This window comes from Streptomyces sp. NPDC002076 (genome assembly GCF_053593835.1).
Genome location: NZ_JBSFDI010000027.1, coordinates 108,133 through 124,890 on the forward strand (window position 1 = coordinate 108,133; position 16,758 = coordinate 124,890).

20 protein-coding genes and 2 pseudogenes are annotated in these 16,758 nt (G+C 68.8%); 7 read left to right on the forward strand and 15 right to left on the reverse strand.

Annotated elements, in window-relative coordinates; genetic code table 11:
• Nucleotides 1–3: 3 nt before the first annotated feature.
• Complete coding sequence (locus ACWCQS_RS39085) at nt 4–666, reverse strand: hypothetical protein (protein ID WP_451008898.1); 663 nt, start codon at nt 664–666, stop codon at nt 4–6.
• Nucleotides 667–821: 155 nt separating this feature from the next.
• Here ACWCQS_RS39085 and ACWCQS_RS39090 point away from each other — a divergent pair, with 155 nt between their 5' ends.
• Complete coding sequence (locus tag ACWCQS_RS39090; protein WP_451008899.1) at nt 822–2,123, forward strand: HAMP domain-containing protein; 1,302 nt, start codon at nt 822–824, stop codon at nt 2,121–2,123.
• A gap of 291 nt (nt 2,124–2,414) precedes the next feature.
• On the opposite strand, the gene ACWCQS_RS39095 is transcribed toward ACWCQS_RS39090, so the two are convergent.
• Nucleotides 2,415–2,633: a helix-turn-helix transcriptional regulator gene (locus ACWCQS_RS39095; RefSeq protein ID WP_451008900.1), complete on the reverse strand. Its 219-nt coding sequence runs from the start codon at nt 2,631–2,633 to the stop codon at nt 2,415–2,417.
• 9 nt (nt 2,634–2,642) lie between these two features.
• Nucleotides 2,643–3,050, reverse strand: a complete 408-nt coding sequence (locus ACWCQS_RS39100) for a hypothetical protein (protein ID WP_451008901.1) — start codon at nt 3,048–3,050, stop codon at nt 2,643–2,645.
• A gap of 346 nt (nt 3,051–3,396) precedes the next feature.
• Between ACWCQS_RS39100 and ACWCQS_RS39105 the strand changes: the two genes are divergently transcribed.
• The gene (locus ACWCQS_RS39105) at nt 3,397–4,371 is read left to right on the forward strand and encodes an alpha/beta hydrolase family protein (RefSeq protein ID WP_451008902.1); all 975 of its coding nucleotides are present in this window, start codon (nt 3,397–3,399) and stop codon (nt 4,369–4,371) included.
• Between the two features lie 1,154 nt (nt 4,372–5,525).
• Here the strand turns inward: ACWCQS_RS39105 and ACWCQS_RS39110 are convergent.
• The 6 genes from ACWCQS_RS39110 to ACWCQS_RS39135 all read right to left on the reverse strand — a co-directional run bounded on the left by ACWCQS_RS39110 (nt 5,526) and on the right by ACWCQS_RS39135 (nt 10,540).
• Nucleotides 5,526–5,666, reverse strand: coding sequence for a hypothetical protein (locus tag ACWCQS_RS39110; protein ID WP_451008903.1), 141 nt, complete (start codon nt 5,664–5,666; stop codon nt 5,526–5,528).
• A 236-nt stretch (nt 5,667–5,902) separates the two neighbouring features.
• Nucleotides 5,903–7,177: a COG4705 family protein gene (locus tag ACWCQS_RS39115; RefSeq protein ID WP_451008904.1), complete on the reverse strand. Its 1,275-nt coding sequence runs from the start codon at nt 7,175–7,177 to the stop codon at nt 5,903–5,905.
• Between the two features lie 38 nt (nt 7,178–7,215).
• Nucleotides 7,216–8,484 (reverse strand): sensor histidine kinase, encoded by a 1,269-nt coding sequence (locus tag ACWCQS_RS39120; RefSeq protein WP_451008905.1) that lies wholly within the window; start codon nt 8,482–8,484, stop codon nt 7,216–7,218.
• Nucleotides 8,475–9,128, reverse strand: a complete 654-nt coding sequence (locus ACWCQS_RS39125) for a response regulator transcription factor (protein WP_451008906.1) — start codon at nt 9,126–9,128, stop codon at nt 8,475–8,477. Before ACWCQS_RS39125 ends, ACWCQS_RS39120 begins: the two co-directional genes overlap by 10 nt.
• Nucleotides 9,129–9,435: 307 nt before the next feature.
• Nucleotides 9,436–9,927: a hypothetical protein gene (locus tag ACWCQS_RS39130; RefSeq protein WP_451008907.1), complete on the reverse strand. Its 492-nt coding sequence runs from the start codon at nt 9,925–9,927 to the stop codon at nt 9,436–9,438.
• A 4-nt stretch (nt 9,928–9,931) separates the two neighbouring features.
• Nucleotides 9,932–10,540, reverse strand: a complete 609-nt coding sequence (locus ACWCQS_RS39135) for a superoxide dismutase (protein ID WP_451008908.1) — start codon at nt 10,538–10,540, stop codon at nt 9,932–9,934.
• 528 nt (nt 10,541–11,068) lie between these two features.
• Between ACWCQS_RS39135 and ACWCQS_RS39140 the strand changes: the two genes are divergently transcribed.
• The gene (locus ACWCQS_RS39140; protein WP_451008909.1) at nt 11,069–11,221 is read left to right on the forward strand and encodes a DUF6233 domain-containing protein; all 153 of its coding nucleotides are present in this window, start codon (nt 11,069–11,071) and stop codon (nt 11,219–11,221) included.
• Between the two features lie 90 nt (nt 11,222–11,311).
• Here ACWCQS_RS39140 and ACWCQS_RS39145 read toward each other — a convergent pair whose 3' ends face one another.
• The 3 genes from ACWCQS_RS39145 to ACWCQS_RS39155 all read right to left on the reverse strand — a co-directional run bounded on the left by ACWCQS_RS39145 (nt 11,312) and on the right by ACWCQS_RS39155 (nt 12,445).
• On the reverse strand, nt 11,312–11,485 hold the full coding sequence (locus ACWCQS_RS39145) for a CsbD family protein (RefSeq protein WP_451008910.1): 174 nt from the start codon (nt 11,483–11,485) through the stop codon (nt 11,312–11,314).
• A 75-nt stretch (nt 11,486–11,560) separates the two neighbouring features.
• Nucleotides 11,561–11,797, reverse strand: a complete 237-nt coding sequence (locus ACWCQS_RS39150) for a hypothetical protein (RefSeq protein WP_451008911.1) — start codon at nt 11,795–11,797, stop codon at nt 11,561–11,563.
• A 24-nt stretch (nt 11,798–11,821) separates the two neighbouring features.
• Nucleotides 11,822–12,445: a Ku protein gene (locus ACWCQS_RS39155; RefSeq protein ID WP_451008912.1), complete on the reverse strand. Its 624-nt coding sequence runs from the start codon at nt 12,443–12,445 to the stop codon at nt 11,822–11,824.
• 398 nt (nt 12,446–12,843) lie between these two features.
• Between ACWCQS_RS39155 and ACWCQS_RS39160 the strand changes: the two genes are divergently transcribed.
• The 4 genes and pseudogenes from ACWCQS_RS39160 to ACWCQS_RS39175 form a co-directional block, all read left to right on the forward strand.
• Nucleotides 12,844–14,031, forward strand: a complete 1,188-nt coding sequence (locus ACWCQS_RS39160) for a CE1758 family FMN-dependent luciferase-like monooxygenase (RefSeq protein WP_451008913.1) — start codon at nt 12,844–12,846, stop codon at nt 14,029–14,031.
• The gene (locus tag ACWCQS_RS39165; RefSeq protein WP_451008914.1) at nt 14,031–14,498 is read left to right on the forward strand and encodes a MarR family winged helix-turn-helix transcriptional regulator; all 468 of its coding nucleotides are present in this window, start codon (nt 14,031–14,033) and stop codon (nt 14,496–14,498) included. Before ACWCQS_RS39160 ends, ACWCQS_RS39165 begins: the two co-directional genes overlap by 1 nt.
• Nucleotides 14,495–15,223 (forward strand): CE1759 family FMN reductase, encoded by a 729-nt coding sequence (locus ACWCQS_RS39170; protein ID WP_451008915.1) that lies wholly within the window; start codon nt 14,495–14,497, stop codon nt 15,221–15,223. The genes ACWCQS_RS39165 and ACWCQS_RS39170 overlap by 4 nt, the downstream gene beginning before the upstream one ends.
• 33 nt (nt 15,224–15,256) lie before the next feature.
• A pseudogene (locus ACWCQS_RS39175) lies at nt 15,257–15,511 on the forward strand (integrase core domain-containing protein); the annotation flags it as partial.
• Here the strand turns inward: ACWCQS_RS39175 and ACWCQS_RS39180 are convergent.
• The 3 genes and pseudogenes from ACWCQS_RS39180 to ACWCQS_RS39190 all read right to left on the reverse strand — a co-directional run bounded on the left by ACWCQS_RS39180 (nt 15,474) and on the right by ACWCQS_RS39190 (nt 16,453).
• The gene (locus ACWCQS_RS39180) at nt 15,474–15,890 is read right to left on the reverse strand and encodes a LysR family transcriptional regulator (protein WP_451008918.1); all 417 of its coding nucleotides are present in this window, start codon (nt 15,888–15,890) and stop codon (nt 15,474–15,476) included. The pseudogene ACWCQS_RS39175 and the gene ACWCQS_RS39180 sit on opposite strands and share 38 nt — an antisense overlap.
• 154 nt (nt 15,891–16,044) lie before the next feature.
• Nucleotides 16,045–16,302: pseudogene (locus tag ACWCQS_RS39185) on the reverse strand (LysR family transcriptional regulator); the annotation flags it as partial.
• Nucleotides 16,250–16,453 (reverse strand): hypothetical protein, encoded by a 204-nt coding sequence (locus ACWCQS_RS39190; protein ID WP_451008920.1) that lies wholly within the window; start codon nt 16,451–16,453, stop codon nt 16,250–16,252. The gene ACWCQS_RS39190 and the pseudogene ACWCQS_RS39185, both read right to left, overlap by 53 nt.
• Nucleotides 16,454–16,758: the final 305 nt, after the last annotated feature.

Below are 16,758 nucleotides of genomic sequence, written 5' to 3' on the forward strand. Positions count from 1 at the left end.
TGGTCACTGCCAGGCGAAGGAGTCGCTGATGATCCGCCAGGGATCGACGTTGTCGGCGTTGACCGGGCCGGACAGCGTCAGGTCCACCTCGTGACCGGAGCGGTAGAAGGCGTACCGCTCGAACGCGTCCCGCACCACCTTCCCGGTGACTGGATCCTTGGCCGAGTCGCCTTGGTAGGTCAGCAGGACGACACGGCCGGCATGCCGGGTCACCTCCGACACCTTGGGTGTCGCGAACTTCGGCACCTGGGTGCGCAGCTGGGGAACGACCGTGTTGGTGACCGAACCGACCGTGGGGGCGCTGGAGGCGGAGGCCGCCGTGATCCGCACAGTGTTCAGCTTGTCTGTGAACACGGTCGTGTTCTTCTGGTCGGTGCGGGCCCAGCCCTCGGGCACCTTGACCGTGAAGCCGGTGAAGGTGAACGTGGCACCGCCCGGCCGGTAGGCGACATAGACCTGGTTGTCGGGGATGTCGCCGGGCGGATTGGACTCGGTGGGCGCCGGACTGTTCGGGCTGTTGCCGCCTCCTGTCGCGGCGTGTGAGGCCGGTGCGGGCGCTGACGGGGCGGAACCCGAGTGCGATCCGGCACCGCCGGAACAGGCGGCGGTCACCGCGGCGACCAGCGCCAGACCGACGACGGCGGACGTCCGTGCGTGTGCTGCCATGGCCACTGCCCTCCCAAGGAGCCGTTGGACCAGACGGTCATGGCATCGACGCTAGAAGCCGGCCGGTTAACGCCCGGCGCGCCGACGGTTAGACGACGGCAAAAGCACGTGGCTCACTCCGCCCGGTCAGGCCGACGGCCCGCATGATGAAAGACATGAGACAGCGCGTGGTGCGAGTCGCCCTCACCGCCGCCCTGGTCGCCGTCGTCCTCCTGGCCGTCCCCCTGGCGTGGGCCATCAGGTCGGTGCTCTACACCGACCAGCGGGACAGCCTGGAGCGGGTCGCCCTCGCCGGTGCCGTGCAGGTGAGCCCGGACTACCAGAAGGGCGACCCAGTCGAACTCCCCCAACCCCCGGCCGGCACGCGGCTTGGTCTGTACGACCCACAACTGCGGCTACGGACTGGCAGCGGCTCTGGACCAGGGGACACATCGGTCCGCCAAGCCCTCAAAGGGCAGGTGGTCGCGAACAGGTCGGGCGGCGACCTGGTCGTCGCCGTGCCTGTCTCCCACGCCGAGCAGGTGATCGGAGTGGTACGGGCGTCCTCGCCGATCGCAACCGTGCGCAACCGCGTTTTCGCCGTGTGGGGTGTGCTCCTGGGCGTTGCCGCTTTCGGGCTGGCTGTCGCCGTCCTCGTCGCCCGCCGTCAGGCCCGCGCACTGGCCGCCCCGCTGGAAGACCTCTCGCGTCACTGCCAGGCCGTCACCGACGGCGACCTGAACGCCCGCGCGGCCCCCAGCAGCATCACCGAGATCGACCAGGTCGCCCGTACCCACAACGAGATGCTGCACAGCCTGTCCGAGCTCCTCCGCCGTGAACGAGACTTCACCGCCAACGCCTCCCATCAGCTGCGCACCCCGCTCACCGGTCTCCAGCTCACCCTGGAGGCGGGCCTGCAGCAAGGCGACGACGCACGGCTCCGGCCCGTCCTGGAGGAGGCTCTGGCCACCACGTGTCGGCTGCACCGCACCGTGGAGGAGGTCCTGCGCCTGTCCGGCTCACCCGGCCCTCCCCGGTCCAGTGCCCTGCTGCGGCCGGTGGGACAGGTGCTGCGGGCGACGCAACAGCGCTGGCACGGCCTGTTCGCCGACGACGGCAGACGCCTGGAATACCTCACTCACGACGTGCCGGTCGACCTGCCCGTGCCCGGTGGAGCTGTCACCGAAATCCTGGACGTTCTGCTGGACAACGCCCGCCTGCATGGCCAGGGCATGGTCCGCGTAACGGTGCGCGACCTTGACGACGCGCTCGCCTTCGACGTCACCGACGAGGGCGAGGTGAGCGGTGATACGGCACGGCTGTTCGATCGGGGTCACACGGGCAGCGGGGCGGGGACGGGTATCGGCCTCGCCTTTGCCCGCGACCTGGCAGTCTCCCTCGGCGGCCGCCTCTCCCTGACCCGCGGCACCCCGGCCACCTTCACCCTGCTCCTGCCGGTTCACGGGGACCAACCATAAAAGCGCCGAGGCCGAAGTCATCGCTCAGCACGAGTAGTGCCTTCACCGCATAGGTTGACCGGTTTCGCCCTTGGGGAACATCGGTACAGCGGTCAAAAAGGCTATGCCGTCGATCTTGGTCGTTAGCACAGTGATCGGGTGCTGCGCGGGGGTTCTCGGGAAGATCGTTGCGCTCGCCCCGGGCGGCGAATGTGCTGGTCGAGAAGCTGGAGCTGGTCGAGACGCACGGCACCGACCTGGATGCGACGCCGGTGGTCTCGCTGGTGCCGGAGGACGAAGACTCCGCCAATGTCAGGCGGGGGTGTCCGTCGTTTCCCTCCGGTCAGGACGAAAGATTTCCTCGATGGTCAGGCCGAAGACGTCGGCGATGGTGAATGCCAGAGGCAGGCTGGGATCGTGCCGCTCGGTTTCGATGGCGTTGATGGCCTGCCGGGAGACTTGGCACCGGTCGGCCAGGTCGGCCTGGCTCCACCGGCGAGCTGCACGCAGTTCACGTAGTCGGTTCTTCACAGTGCGCCGTCACCGGTTCAGGCGGGTACGCAGGTCCGCGATCGTCATCCAGATGGCCACGCCGCCGAGGAGGATCAACTCCGCGAGCTGATGCAGCTGGATGATGCCAGCGGCATCGAGCAGGGTGGCTACCTGCAGCCCCACGAGGACTGCGGCGAACGCGATGGCCATGCTCTCCAGCTGAATCCTGCGCAGGTATTCGTCCGCGCGCCGGAATGCCCGCCACAGCACCCAGACGATCGCGAGGGTGAAGACGGCGGTGGTCGCGATCCACCAGACCTTCTGGGTGGCGCTCGGATTGGGGTTGCTGCCCAGGGCCAGGGCTATCACGCCCAACGTGGACACGGGGATGCCGTCGATGAGTACAGCGCGGCGGGCCGCGCGCGTCACCTGGTCCTGCTGTACCTGCTTTGTCATGCCGTGAATGTAAGGTGTTCTTTCCATCGAGTCAAGCACTCTTGACCTCATGGAAAGAACACCTTACATTTTGGCGATGTTGAACGACAGACGGCTCCTGACCCGCCGAGCGCTGCTCGGTACCGCCGTGGCGTCAGCCATCGCTTCCGTCCCGTTGGCCACCGCGGCATCCGCCCGGTCGCGACCCACCGCGGGCTCGCCGGTCGCCGCCAACCCCACGCGTGCTCCGGCGCGGCTTACCCTGCCCGCACCAACCGGTCCGCATCCCCTGGGCACGGTCTCGTTGCACCTGGTCGACCGGGCACGCGTCGATCCCTGGCAGGATTCCCGCCCGGCTCGGGAACTCATGATCCAGCTCTGGTACCCGGCACGCGCCGCCCATCGCCACCCGCCCGCGCCATGGATGTCACCCGGCGCCGTCCCCTTCTTCGAACGGAAACAGGGCATCCCGCCCGGCACCCTGCTGCTGCCGACCACGCACGCCCACCTGGCCGCACCGGTGGACCACGGCCGGTGCGGGAGGCCGGTCGTCCTGTACTCACCGGGCCTGCGCAGCGACCGCAGCCTCGGCACTGTTCTGATCGAGGAACTGGCCAGCCACGGCTACCTGGTCGTGGCCATCGACCACACCCACGACGCCGACCAGGTCGAGTTTCCCGGCGGCCGGGTGGAAACCTTCGCCATCACCGGCGACATCGACGATGCCCTGATCGCCAAGGCCCTCGCTGTCCGCACCGCGGACACCCGGTTCGTGCTGGACCAACTAACCGCGCTCAACGCCGGACACAACACCGACGCCGAACGGCGACCCCTGCCACTCACCCTCGCCGGCGCGTTCGACCTCTCCCGCGTCGGCATGCTCGGCCACTCCCTCGGCGGCGCCACAGCCGCCGCAGCCATCCGCGCCGACCGGCGCCTGCAGGCCGGCGTCAACCTGGACGGCAGCCTCCTGTCGCCCGTCACCGCCGGCACCGACCGGCCCTTCCTTCTCTTCGGCAGCGACCCCGGCCCAAGCCCGGAGGATCCCAGCTGGGATCAGTTCTGGACCAGCCAGTACGGCTGGAAACGCGAACTGGCCCTCAGTGGGTCCACCCACACCTCGTTCACCGACCTGGAAACACTGCTACCCCAAGCCGCGCCCGCCCTCGGGTTGACGCCCAGCCAGGTGACGCAAGCAATCGGCACCCTCGACCCGCACCACGCCATCCACGCCCAGCGCGACTACGTACGAGCATTCTTCGACCTTCATCTGCGCCACTTCGACAACCACCTGCTCCAGCGCCCCTCCCCCCGCTACCCGCAGATCCGGTTCCTTCGATGAGGCATTGGCCATACCGCAGCGGCGACGTTCCTTCGCCACCGGGATACCCCCGCTCCCCAGCTGTCGTGTAGCTGTGCGTGATGGTCGTCGCGGACGGTGATTCAATGACCTGGTGGAGCTCGACATCAGCCGGTCCGGCACCAACCGCAAGCTCAGTCCCGACCGCGACTGACGAGGACGGCGCCGTGAACGAGGAGACGGACCCGCCCGGGGAGACAGCGCCGCTCAGTCTGCCCCGCCCGCATCGGACTGGTACCCGGGGTGCAGGACCAGAGCCTCGTAGGCGCCGATGAGACGGCCGATCCGGTAGCTGATCAGGTCGAGCGTCGCTTCGGCGAGCCGCGGACTGGCGCGAGCACGGCGGAGGTCGATCAGGGCGCCGGCGCCTCGACGTCCGCCCAGGCCCCCTCCGCATGTGCCTCGACCTGCTCGATCCCCCCGCCCTCGTCCTGGTCCGCGTCCGGATCATCCATAGTGACCGCGCCGTCGGTGTGCTGGTCGTCCAGCAGCAGCGCCGGGCGGTCAGCAGGAGGGCGAGTTCGATTGCACGCGGTAGCTCAGTCCTCCGGTACCGGCCAGGCGTGCGGGAAGACCGCCGTCGCGCGGTGCGCGGCCTCACCGAGCCCCGGAGCAGCGTTGACGAGGTTATGCGTGGCACGGGCGGCGGCCCGCAGGAGATGGGCGGCCAGCGCGGCTCTCCCCTCCCCGTCGTCCAGGGAGCCCCGGTGCCGCGCGGTGGATCGGGGCCCGCTCGCACGAGTGCCGCAGGGACCAGCACGTGTCCCCCGGCGCAACGCGCCCGTCGCCGATAGGTCACGCATCTGCAGCGCGACCTGGGTCGCTACCGGCCCTCCAAGTGGTCGGCGGCGCGCTTGGCAGCCTCATCGAGAGTCCGCCGCCGCGCCCGCGGCCGATCCCGCCAGCCCACGCCGCTCAGGTCCTCAACGGCTCGCCGAGCGGCCTCATCCAACGGCCGCCGCCGCGGCCCACGCCCACGCCCACGCCCACGCCCACGCCCACGCCCACGCCCACGCCCACGCCCACGCCCACGCCCACGGCGAGCCTCCCGCCGACGCTCAAGGAAGCGGGCCAACCAGCCACCGCGCACATCGGAATCCTGCTGACCACTCACGGGACAAGATCATCCCATTTGGTCAGGCTGCCACAGGGAGAGGGCGTCCGCTCCCGCCCCGGATGCGGACGCGTTCGCGTCGTTGGGCGAGGAGGACGTCGGGGTGACGGCCCTTGGAGGTGCGCCGGCGCAGGCAGACGTGCAGGACCGTCTGAGTGGTCATCGGCGCCTGCTTCTCACATCCGCCGCCACCGCGACTGACCAGCCCAGGCGACAGCGGGGCGGTCGAAGCCATTGACGCCAGCTTCGACCGCCCCACGGGAGCTGCGGATATAACCGGGCTGCCACAGGCGGCCCCGGCCGCTTGCCGTGTCCGCGGCTCGCCGCGTGTGCCGAGGCGGCGCGGTTCTCTGCGCAGCCCGGCATGCTGAGCCCATCGGCCGGGCGCTGTGCGGTCTGTCAGCCCATGTCCGTCAGGAGTGTGTTCAGTTCCTTCTCCTGTTGCGCAGGCGACATCGGCGGGTTCGAGTGATCGATGCCGAAGGTCCCCAGCACCTTGTCCATCTGGGCGTCGATGGAGGTCCAGCCGGTCTGGTCCAGCGGCTGCAGCGATGCCTGGTCGGCATCCCACAGGTCACGCAGCGACTGGGCGGCCGCATGCGCTCCCTTCGCGTTCCCCGAGCGGGCGTCCTTGAGCGATGTGGAGGCGAGGTTCTTCAGCGCGGCAACCTTGGCGGGCGGGAACTTCTTCACCGCTACGCCGGGAGCCATCTGGACGGCGGAGGTGTTGTCTTCCTCCGGCGCCGGGCCGACATGCGGCTGACCGTGGGCCCAGACCAGAAGGCCCGTGGTGGCGACGGCGAGCAGGGCGAAGCCGGCCAGCGCGACGCGCTCCTTGCGCGGGTCGCTGGTGGCCGGTGCGGCGTGGGTCGCCTCGTGGGTCTCGGTCACATCCGAGCGCGTCACCGTGAGGTAGACCACCGTTGCCAGGATCAGGCCGAGGAAGATCAGGCTGGTGGTGAAGGTGCCCAGGTCGAGACCGGTCGGGTCGCCCGGGTTCTGGGCGACCTTGGGGGAGGCGAGCCAGTCGCCAATGTTCGCGCCCAGCGGGCGGGTCAGGATGTAGGCGAGCCAGAAGGACAGCACCGGGTTCGCGCCGAACTTCCACAACAGCGTGATCGCCGCGATGAGGCCGAGCGGCAGCAATACGGAGACGCCCGGGCTCCAGCCGGTCAGTTCCAGAGTCCAGTCGCCGGTCGCGGTGCCGAGCGCGAAGGTGACGAGAACGGCGAGCCAGTAGAACGACTCCCGCGGAAGCGTGGTGACGGAGTGGATCGACAGTGTGCGCTCACGCGCCCACCACACGCCGAAGACCACCGCGAGCAGCACCGAGAAGACCGCGGAACTGATCCACAGCGGCACGTTCAGCTGGTCGGTGAGGATGTCGGTGTACAAGGTGCCCGTGACGCTGACAACGACCACGGTCAGCCAGTAGGGGAACGGGACGTACCGCTTCAGCCGCAGCTGGACGGCCAGGACGACCACGAACACCGCGGTGAAGATCCAGGCCGTGTTCATCAGGCCGACGCCCAGCTTCATGTTGATCCAGTCGGCGAAGCTCTCACCGACCGTCGTGCACAGGATCTTGATCACCCAGAACCAGATGGTGACCTCGGGGACCTTGTTGAGCATGAGGCGCCCGCTGCGCGTGCGTGCTTCCGTTGTCGTTGTCATGCACGGAGGCTTACGCGGGGAATCTGCACATAACCTGACTACGCGGTTGCACGGGCGGCCGGGAGTGTCACCTCGACGTGACCGCGGCCGTCCGCGATCGCGCGAACCTCCACACCGGCCGAAGCGGCGATGCGCCTCACCACCGGCAGCCCCAGCCCGTACCCGTCACCGCCGGTCACACCCGCTTCGAAGACCCGTTCGACCTCCGCGGGATCGAACCCGGGGCCGTCGTCCAGGACATCGACCACGAGGGCCTCACCCTGGACGCGCGCGGTGATCCACACACGCGACCGCGCATGCCGCAGGCCGTTCTCCAGCAGGGGTGACAGCAGCGACACGGCGACGTCGGGCGCCACGGCGACCTCGGCCTTTGCGGGAATGGCCACCTCGACCGGGCGGCCGGCGATCGCCTGCCGCGCGGCGGAGCGCAGATCGCACCGGGTCCCCTCGTCGGTACGTGCGCGCGCGGCGCGCAGAATCGTCGTGATCGCTGCATCGAGGCGGTCGACCTCGCTCAGCACCGCCTCCGGCGCCACCGGCTTGCCGGACAGCTGTGCCAGCTGCGCCTCGCCCCGCAGGACCGTGAGCGGTGTCCGCAGCTCGTGGGCGATCTCATCGGTGAGCCGGCGCTCGTCCGCCAGCGCGTTGTCGACGCGCTCCAGGAGGTGGTCCAGGGTCTGCCCCAGTTCCCCGAACTCGTCGCGGGGGGCTCCGAGGTTGAAGCGGCGCCCGGGTTCGTGATGGCCCCAGTCGTCGGCGAGGGCGGCCATCTCGTGCACGACCCGCAGCGCGCGGTGCACCACGAGGTGTGCGACACCGCCGGCGAGGAGGATCGTGAGGCCGCCGAGTATCAGGGACAAGGTCAGGCTGCGCTGCTCCGATGTCTCATACGGCGTGAGGTCCACCCGGACGATCACCATGACGTGGTGACCGTCGATCGGCACCTGCCGGGCATACAGGAGGTAGTTGCCGACGGCGGCGGTCTGTGATCGCCCCGAGTCCGCCAGTTCCTCGACGCGAGCGACCACGCTCGGCGGTACGTTCCCGTCGATCAGGCGGCCGTCGGCATACACCCAGGCGACCTCGTCCAGCGCCTCGCTGCTGTTCTCCGTGAGCACGACACGGCCGCCCTTGGCGGTGACGTTCGCCGCGACCGCCTCGGCGCGGGTACGCGCCAGGTCGTGGGCGTCGGCGTCCGTCACCTGGCTCAGCAGCACGTGCGAGACCACGACCAGGATCGCGACCACGGCGGTGGCGATCAGCACGGTGAGCGCGACGACCCGCTTACGGAATCCCGTCACTGCCATCGGTAGCCCACGCCGCGGACCGTCGCCAGACGCTCCGCCACACCCAGCTGACCGAGCTTGGCCCGCAGCCGACGCACGAAGGAATCGAGGGTGTTGTCGCTGACCTGCGCCCCGTGCGGCCAGCCGGCGGCGATGAGGGCGTGGCGGCGTACCGCGTCGCCCTGCGAGGCGATCAGGCGGCCCAGCAGCCGGAACTCGGTCGGGGTCAGACTCATGCTCACCGAATCGTAGGTCACCACGTGCTTCGCCGGATCGAGGACGACCTCGCGCGGTGCGGGCGCCACGGTGGCCCGCCGCAGCAGCGCCCGGACGCGGACCAGCAGTTCCGGGATGTCGAAGGGTTTGGTCATGTAGTCGTCGGCGCCGGCCTCGAAGCCGCCTACCTTGTGATGCAGGCCGTCCAAGGCGGTGAGCATCAACACCGGCGCGTCGACGCCGCGAGCCCGCAGGGCCAGGCAGACGTCGCGGCCGTCGGCGTCCGGGAGCCCGAGATCCAGGACGACCAGATGGGGCGCCGGTGCGAGCTGCCGCAGCAGGCTGTCGGCCGTGGCGGCGACGGAGACGGTGTGGCCGTCGTACTCCAGGGCGCGTTTGAGGACGCCGCGGACCGCCGCGTCGTCTTCGCACACCATGATGAAAGCCACGTGCTGACCCTAGATACTCCCGTCCCAGTTCTCCATCTTCCCTGGTCAGCCGCCTCACGGCAGGGAGCAGGCCGCTGGTGCAGCACGCCCCTGCCCTGCCCTGTGTGCCGTTGACGAGCGGCGAACCAGGTGACAAGTAACCCGTGAGTAGCCTCGGATCCTCCCCCCACCTACTAGCACGAAGCGTGTTCCCGTCGGGCTGGGAAGTGGCAGCGACCGAGACCTGCCCACCTTGAAGACGTGGGCGCCTGCGCCTCATCACTCGTTTCGTCTGGTGCGGTTGATATGGCTGTTGCCGGGGTCCGGTCTATGCGGGGCGGTGCATCAGGATGCGGATTGTGCCATTGGGCAGGGTGATCAGCCAGCGGGGTCCGGGTGGGGTGGTGGCGATGAGTGTGTCGTGGAGGGCGGCGCCGATACCGTGGCCAGGCAGTGGGGGCGACGGCGAGTTCACGCACCTCGAAAGGAAGGGTGGTGCTCGGCGGTGGCCGGTCGGCCAGGGCGGCGAGGTGGCAGGCGGGCGGCCGTAGGCGAAGCCGAAGGGGCGGCCAGCGGGGTCGTCGGCCAGGACCAGGGTGAAACCGAGATGTTGGGCGTCGTGGGTGAGGCGGTCCAGCAGGCGGGTGATCTCGGCCGGTGTCGCGTGCCAGGGGCGGGGCGTGTAGGCGGCGTGTGCGAGCTGGGCGAGGGTTTCGAGGTGGTGCCCGAGGCGGGACGGCGCGACCTGGCGGAGGCGTATGGCGCCGGGCGGACCGAGAATCTGGCTGGCTTCCCGGCCCGCCAGTGGCGGCGTGGTCAATGCGTCAGGCGCCGACGGCCGCGGTGTAGCGGGCGGCGACGTCTTCCCAGTTGACCAGGTCCCACAGCTTGGTGACGTAGTCGGGGCGGACGTTCTTGTACTGCAGGTAGTAGGCGTGCTCCCAGGCGTCGAAGACCAGCAGGGGGGTGGTGCCCTGGCCGACGTTGCCGTGGTGGTCGTAGACCTGCTCGACGACCAGGCGGCGCCCGAGGGGCTCCCAGGCGAGCACGCCCCAGCCGGATCCCTGCACGGAGGAGGTGGCGACGGTGAGCTGCTTCTTGAACGCTTCGAAGCCGCCGAAGTGTTCGTCGATGGCGTCGGCGAGTGCGCCGTCGGGGCGGTCTCCGCCGTCCGGGGAGAGGTTCTGCCAGAAGATCGAGTGCAGGACGTGGCCGGAGAGGTTGAAGGCGTAGGTCTTCTCCAGCCCGACCAGGCTGGTGGGGGTGATCTGGTCCTTGTCGCGGATTTCGGCGATCTGCTCCAGGGTGTCGTTGGCGCCCTTGACGTAGGCGGCGTGGTGCTTGGCGTGGTGCAGCTCCAGGATCTGCCCCGTGATGGCCGGCTCGAGCGCGGCGTAGTCGTAGGGCAGGTCGGGAAGCGTGTAGGTGCCCATCAGGCACGTCCCCTTTCCACGTGGTGATCGTTCTGGGACAGCCTAGCGACTTATTGCGAAGAGCTTGCAACAACTACTACAATGCATCAGCAAGTCGTGACGGGGTCGGCCCGGCAACTTTCGGCAGCGCGGCAATCCTCAGTGCCGCTTCCTTCCCGGAAGGTGATCGTCTTCTCACCCGGCACCCGCCGGACCCGGCCGACCCCGCACAACGCTTCTGTCACGCCTGGCAGGTGGGACACAGCCCGTTCAGAACCAGGCTCTGCAAGCGGAAGGCGGTCGCCTGGACCGCAGAGTTCAGCGCATCCGCCACCAGGGGCGCGGGGACCTCGTCGATGGCGCCGCAGTTCATGCACACCGCAATCTCCCGCCTAGACGCCCTCCGCTTCGCCCGCCGCGTCTTCCAGGAGCACACCGCGCGCCAGCTCGCCACCATCGACCGGTGGATCACCGACGAGGAATGCCGCGAGGCCGAGAAGCGGCAGGGCGAGGAGAGTCGTCCGCCGGCGCCCGACTGGCTCCTCAAGCTTGGGGCTCAACCGCGACCACGCCGTATACGTCCACCGCGCCGGTTGCTGGAACGCGGGCAAGCGGTCCCGCGGCGTCGGCGAGGCCGATGCGCGCCAGGCGCTCGCCACAGGCGTCTCGACCTTCCCGCACTGCCATCCGACCATAGCTTGAAGGATCGCTCACACGACTGGCCCCCCGCCGGATGCGCAGGGGACCAGTTCCGGAGCTGTTTACGCAACCCCGCGTGAGCCGCGCCAGAGGTCAGCGCTTGAACATGTCCTTGATCTTCTCCTTGGCCTGGCGTGCATCGCCCTTGGACTTTTCCGCCTGGCCTTCGGCGACCATCGGTTCATCGACGGCGGCCCGTCCCGTGGCCCTCTTGAGTTTTCCCTTGGCCTGCTCAGCCTTGGCCTTGGCCTTCTCACCAGCCGACATGACAGACACTCCTCCTGCCGTGGTTAACGATTTGTCCGCTTTTGGTGGCGGATCCCGTGTGCCCAGCACCGCCCCTCACAAACTGCGCGGCCGGCGCCCCGCGGTCTTCTTGGCCGGCTGCTTCTTCCCGACCGTCTTCTTCTTCAGCCCGTGTACCTCGGCGGGCCCGGTGTCCTCGCCTCGGGCGGCCTTGACCTTCGATACGGACTCTTGCAGTGCGGCCATGAGGTCGAGCACCTGGGCCGGCTGCTCAGGCTCGGGGGCTTCGGGGAGCGGCTTCTCCTGGCGCTTCGCCTCGATCAGCTGAGTCATTGCTTCGGTGTAGCGGTCCTGGAACTAGGGGCCTTCCAGTCTTTCGGTGGTCATGGTGTCCATGAGGGCGAGCGCCCCTGTGATCTCGCCCTCGGTCACCTCGATCGGCGGCGGGAACAGTTCGGCGGGGTCGCGGATCTCGTCTGGCCAGCGCATGGCTTGGAGGACCAGGACGTCGTCGCGGACGCGGAGCAGGCCGAGTCTCTCGCGGCCGCTCCAGGCGTACTTGGCGACGGCCACCTTGGCGGAGCGGCCGAGGGCCTGAACGAGGAGCTTGTACGGCTTGGCCGCGACGGGGCTGGACGGCTGGAGGCAGTAGCCCTCCGCGATCCGGATCGGATCGGATCGATGGATTCGAGGGGCACGAACGCGTCGATCTCGATCGCCTTCGCCGTCGGCAGCGGAAGGTCGCTCAGCTCCTCGTCCGTGATCGGGCTGACCTGGGTCTTCGACATAGCCCTCGCCGATCTCGGACTGGTCGACCTCACCGTCCTCCAGCTCACACACCTTCCGGTAGCGCACCCCGCCCATGTCCTGCAGGTGGTACTGCTGGAAGCGGATCGAGTGGTCCTCGGTCGCGCTGACCACGTTGATCGCCACCGCGACCAGGCCGAAGCTGATGGCGCCGGACCAGATGGTTCGGGGCATGGCAACCTCCGCAGTAGCCCCGAGCACCACCAGCCCAAGAACGCCGCAGTCGGCACGCACTCCTCTACCGTCGGGCGCGTGTGTTCAGGCCCCGTCCGCCGCCCTGCGGTTCGTGGGTCGGCCGAAGCGCTCAAGGACGCGATACAGGCGGGAGCGAGGCATGCCCGCGGCGATACCGAGGGCCTTGCGGTCGGCGTAGGGACCGCCGGCGCGGTCGGCCCGCGCCCCGGCACGGAGTTCGAGGCGCCGGCGGAGGCGCTGGGCGAAATCGGGTGGGAGCGCCGGTACCAGTGGATGCCCGAGGGACGGGATCACGACCCCGCCGGACAGTTCGGGAATGCATGCGCAATCATGTTGTTTAGATACATGCGAAGTCATGTAACAGCAAGGAGCACGACATGCAGTTCGGCATCTTCGGGGTCGGTGACATCTCACCCGACCCGATCACAGGACACACCCAGAGCGAGGCGGAGCGGATCAGCAACCTGATCAAGATCGCCCGGCGGGCCGACGAGGTGGGCCTCGATGTCTTCGCGCTGGGCGAGCACCACAATCCACCGTTCGTGATGTCCTCGCCGCCGGCCCTCCTCGCCCACATCGCAGCGCTGACGGAACGGATCATCCTGAGCACCGCGGTAACCCTGATCACGACCAATGACCCGGTCAAGATCGCCGAGGACTACGCGATGGTGCAGCACGTCGCCAAGGGGCGGCTGGACCTGATGCTTGGACGTGGCAACACCGTGCCCGTGTATCCCTGGTTCGGGAAGGACATCCGCCAGGGTGTCCCCCTCGCCCTGGAGAACTACAACCTGCTTCACCGGCTATGGCGCGAGGACGTGGTCGACTGGGAAGGAAGGTTCCGCACCCCGCTGCAGGGCTTCACCTCCACCCCGCGCCCGCTGGACGACGTCCCGCCGTTCGTGTGGCACGGCTCGATCCGCAGCCCTGAGACAGCCGAACAGGCGGCGTACTACGGCAACGGGTTCTTCGCCAACCACATCCTGGCTCCGAACTTCCATTTCAAGCCGATCGTCGAACTCTACCGGCGACGGTACGAGCACTACGGCCACGGCACCGCCGAGCAGGCCATCGTCGGACTGGGCGGTCAGGCGTTCGTCGCCAAGCGCTCCCAGGACGCGGTCGACACCTATCGGCCCTATTTCGAGAACTACCCGGTCTTCCGCGGCTCGAAGCTGGAGGACTACATGGCGGGCACGCCGCTGACCGTCGGCAGCCCGCAGGAGGTGATCGAGAAGGTCCTCACCTTCCAGGAGGGCTTCGGGGACTACCAACGTCAGCTTTTCTCGGTCGACGCCCTCGGTCTGCCCCTCGACATGGCGTTGGAACAGGTCGAACTGCTGGGCACTGAGGTGGTGCCCGTGCTGCGCAAGGAGATGGCAGCCCGCCGCAAGCCCGGTGTCCCCGACGCTCCGACGCACGCTTCCCTGGTCAGGGCGAAGTACGGTGATGCAGAGCCGCGCCAGCCGCGGCCGAACCCGAACCGGGGCGACAATCTGTCTGGCACCTCGCCGTACCAGGACAGCGACCCGGCCGTCGAAGCCAGCTTCCCGGCGGCGTTCTGATGGCCGGCGTCAGCCGACTGGCGAACGAGGCCTGGGAGGCGATGTTCCGAGCCCAGGCGACCCTCGCGCGAGAGTTCGAGTACGAGGGCGACTGGGGCGGCTTCCCGCCGCGAGAGTACGGCGTGCTCTACGCGCTGGCCGGAGCGAAGGACGGCCTGCGGATCACCGACCTGATCGACGACGCCCTGCTCACCCAGGCAGGGGTGTCCCGGCTCGTCGCCCGCATGGAGAAGCGGGGGCTCGTCGAACGACGGCCCGATCCCGACGACGCTCGCGCCTGCCGCATCGTCCTCACCGCCGAAGGCCGTGAGGTCCAACGGCGCCTCGGCCGCGCACATGCGCGGCATGTCACCACCGCGATGACCCGGGCCCTGACCCGCGAACAGCTGGAGACGCTGCGCGAGCTCGGTCGCGCGCTGGTCGCCGCCGCCCCTCACATGAAAGCACCCACGAGGGATACCGCATGAACGACCTCACCCCCGCCGTGGCTTCGTTTACGATCGCCATCGTCAACGCCGGCGTCAGCGATCCGTCCTCGACCCGGCTGCTTGCCGACCGCATCGCCCAGAAGACGGTCGACACCCTCGAGGCGTGGGGCACGACAGCGACCGTGCGTGCGATCGATCTCGGCCCTCTGGCCGTCGACATCGCGCAGGGCATCGTCTCCGGCATGCTCAACCCGAAGGTGCAGGCGGCCATGGAGGTGCTCGCCGGGACCGACGCGGTCATCGCCGCCACCCCGGTCTACAAGGCAGGGATCAGCGGCCTGTTCAAGTCGTTCGCCGACCTGATCGACAACGATCTGCTCATCGCCAAACCGGTCGTCCTCGCCGCGACAGGCGGAAGCGCTCGACACGCCATGGTCGTCGACGACCAGCTCCGGCCGCTGTTCGGATTCCTGCGCACCATCCCGGTGCCCACCTCCCTGTACTCCGAACCCGAGGACTGGGCATCGGCCGACCTTGGCAAGCGCATCGCCCGAGCCGCGCAAGAACTCTCCGTCATGCTGCGCAGCGGAGCCGGCCGGCAGATCGCCGACAGCAACTGGGGCAGCTACGAACACCACTTCGGCGGCAACGCCACACGGGCGCAACGGTCCCTGGAGGATGTGGATTTCACCACCGACCTCATGCGACTCGCCACCGGCGGAAGCGCACGCCCGCAAGGGGGTGACCGGACCGATGCACATTGAGCCTCCGCCAACTTGAAGAGCTTCGGCTGGCGGCAGGCACTGGCCGACCTCGGCGCGGCCGGCAAGCTCACCCGCATCTACCGGCCGCAGACCAGCGGCCAGGTCGAACGCTTCAACCGCACCCTGCTCGACGAATGGGCCTACCTGCGGCCCTACGCCAGTAACGACGAACGCACCGAAGCCCTGTCAGACTTCCTGCACACCTACAACCACCACCGCTGCCACACAGCACTCGGAGGCCAGCCACAGATCAGCCGTGTGAACAACGCTTCAGGTCAATACACCTAGGCCGCGAGTCTGAGCAGTCTGGCGTTCTTCGTCGCCCGCTGCTCAGCTGGGAAGCCGGAAGATGTCGCGATTCAGTCCAGCCCCGAGGCTTGTACCGAGGACCGTGAAGGTCGCCCAACTGATCTGCGTATGGCTGGGCTGTGGCCAGGACTTGCCTCCCGAAGCTGGTGAGACGCATCGCGTCTCCTCTTCTACCGCGTGCCAGGAGTTCTCCGTCGAGGTCTCGTTCCCATCGGCAGATCTGCTGAGTCACTGTGGAATGAGCAAGGCCGGTGGCGCGGGCGAAAGCCGCTAATGACGGGTAAGGAACGGCCTCGAGGAACCGCCGCAGCCGTCGCCGGCCGCCTTTTGGTTCCCAGTGCTGGCCGCAATAGCGCAGGGAACTGCTTCAGCCACGGGGCAGTGGTGGTGCGCGGCCTTCGCTTGCGAGTCTGTCCGGGGCTGGGCGGCGCCACCTGGACGGAGCCCGCCGGGAGGCCGAGAAGTTCCGCCAGAGGCAAGGCGGCGGCGAGAACGCGGTGTCCGAGCTCGGTGGGCTCCATGGGCCGGTTCTTCAGGGCTCGGAGCAGCACCGGCCCGCCGAGGTCCTGCTCCAGACGGTGGAGCTGCTTGTAAACGCTGAACGGGCATAGCGCGAGCGCCGCGCACGCGTCCGCGAGCGAGCGATACCCGGCAATCTGGAGAAAGGTTTGCAGTCGGCGCAGCTGATAGTTACTCCCGAGTACTGGGCGCAGGAGCTCAGGAAACTTCTCGACGTCGAGCTCTGGACGGCTGCGGTGTCGGCCCGGCACCGGCAGTAGCGGCAAGCTCGGGCCCGAGGTGACCGGAGTCCGGGACGCCCCCCGCCGCCTGCATGTCCTGGAGGTAGCTGCTGGTGCCGTCGTGCGCGGCGTGCAGGGCGGCGATGTCGCGGACGGCCAGGGCGCCGGTGCCGAACGGCATGAACAGGGGCCGCGATCGTCAAGGCCCCCTCGCGCAGCCGGCCGCCGGTTGCGGCAGCCACCGATCGTGACCGACGGTCTGTACCGACGACGCTGCGGCCGGCTGAGCGGGGCTTCTCGGCTCCCGTCAGGCGGGCGCCGGCACCCGGTCCCGCTGTACGACCATCATGGCCATGTCGTCGTTGAGCAGCCCGCCCGCGTACGCCCGAACGTCGGCGGTGATCTCCCGCAGGAGCGGCCCTGGGGCGCGTTCGGCCCACCTCTGTACGCGTTCGGCGAGCGGGTAGAAGGTCCCCTCGCTGTCGC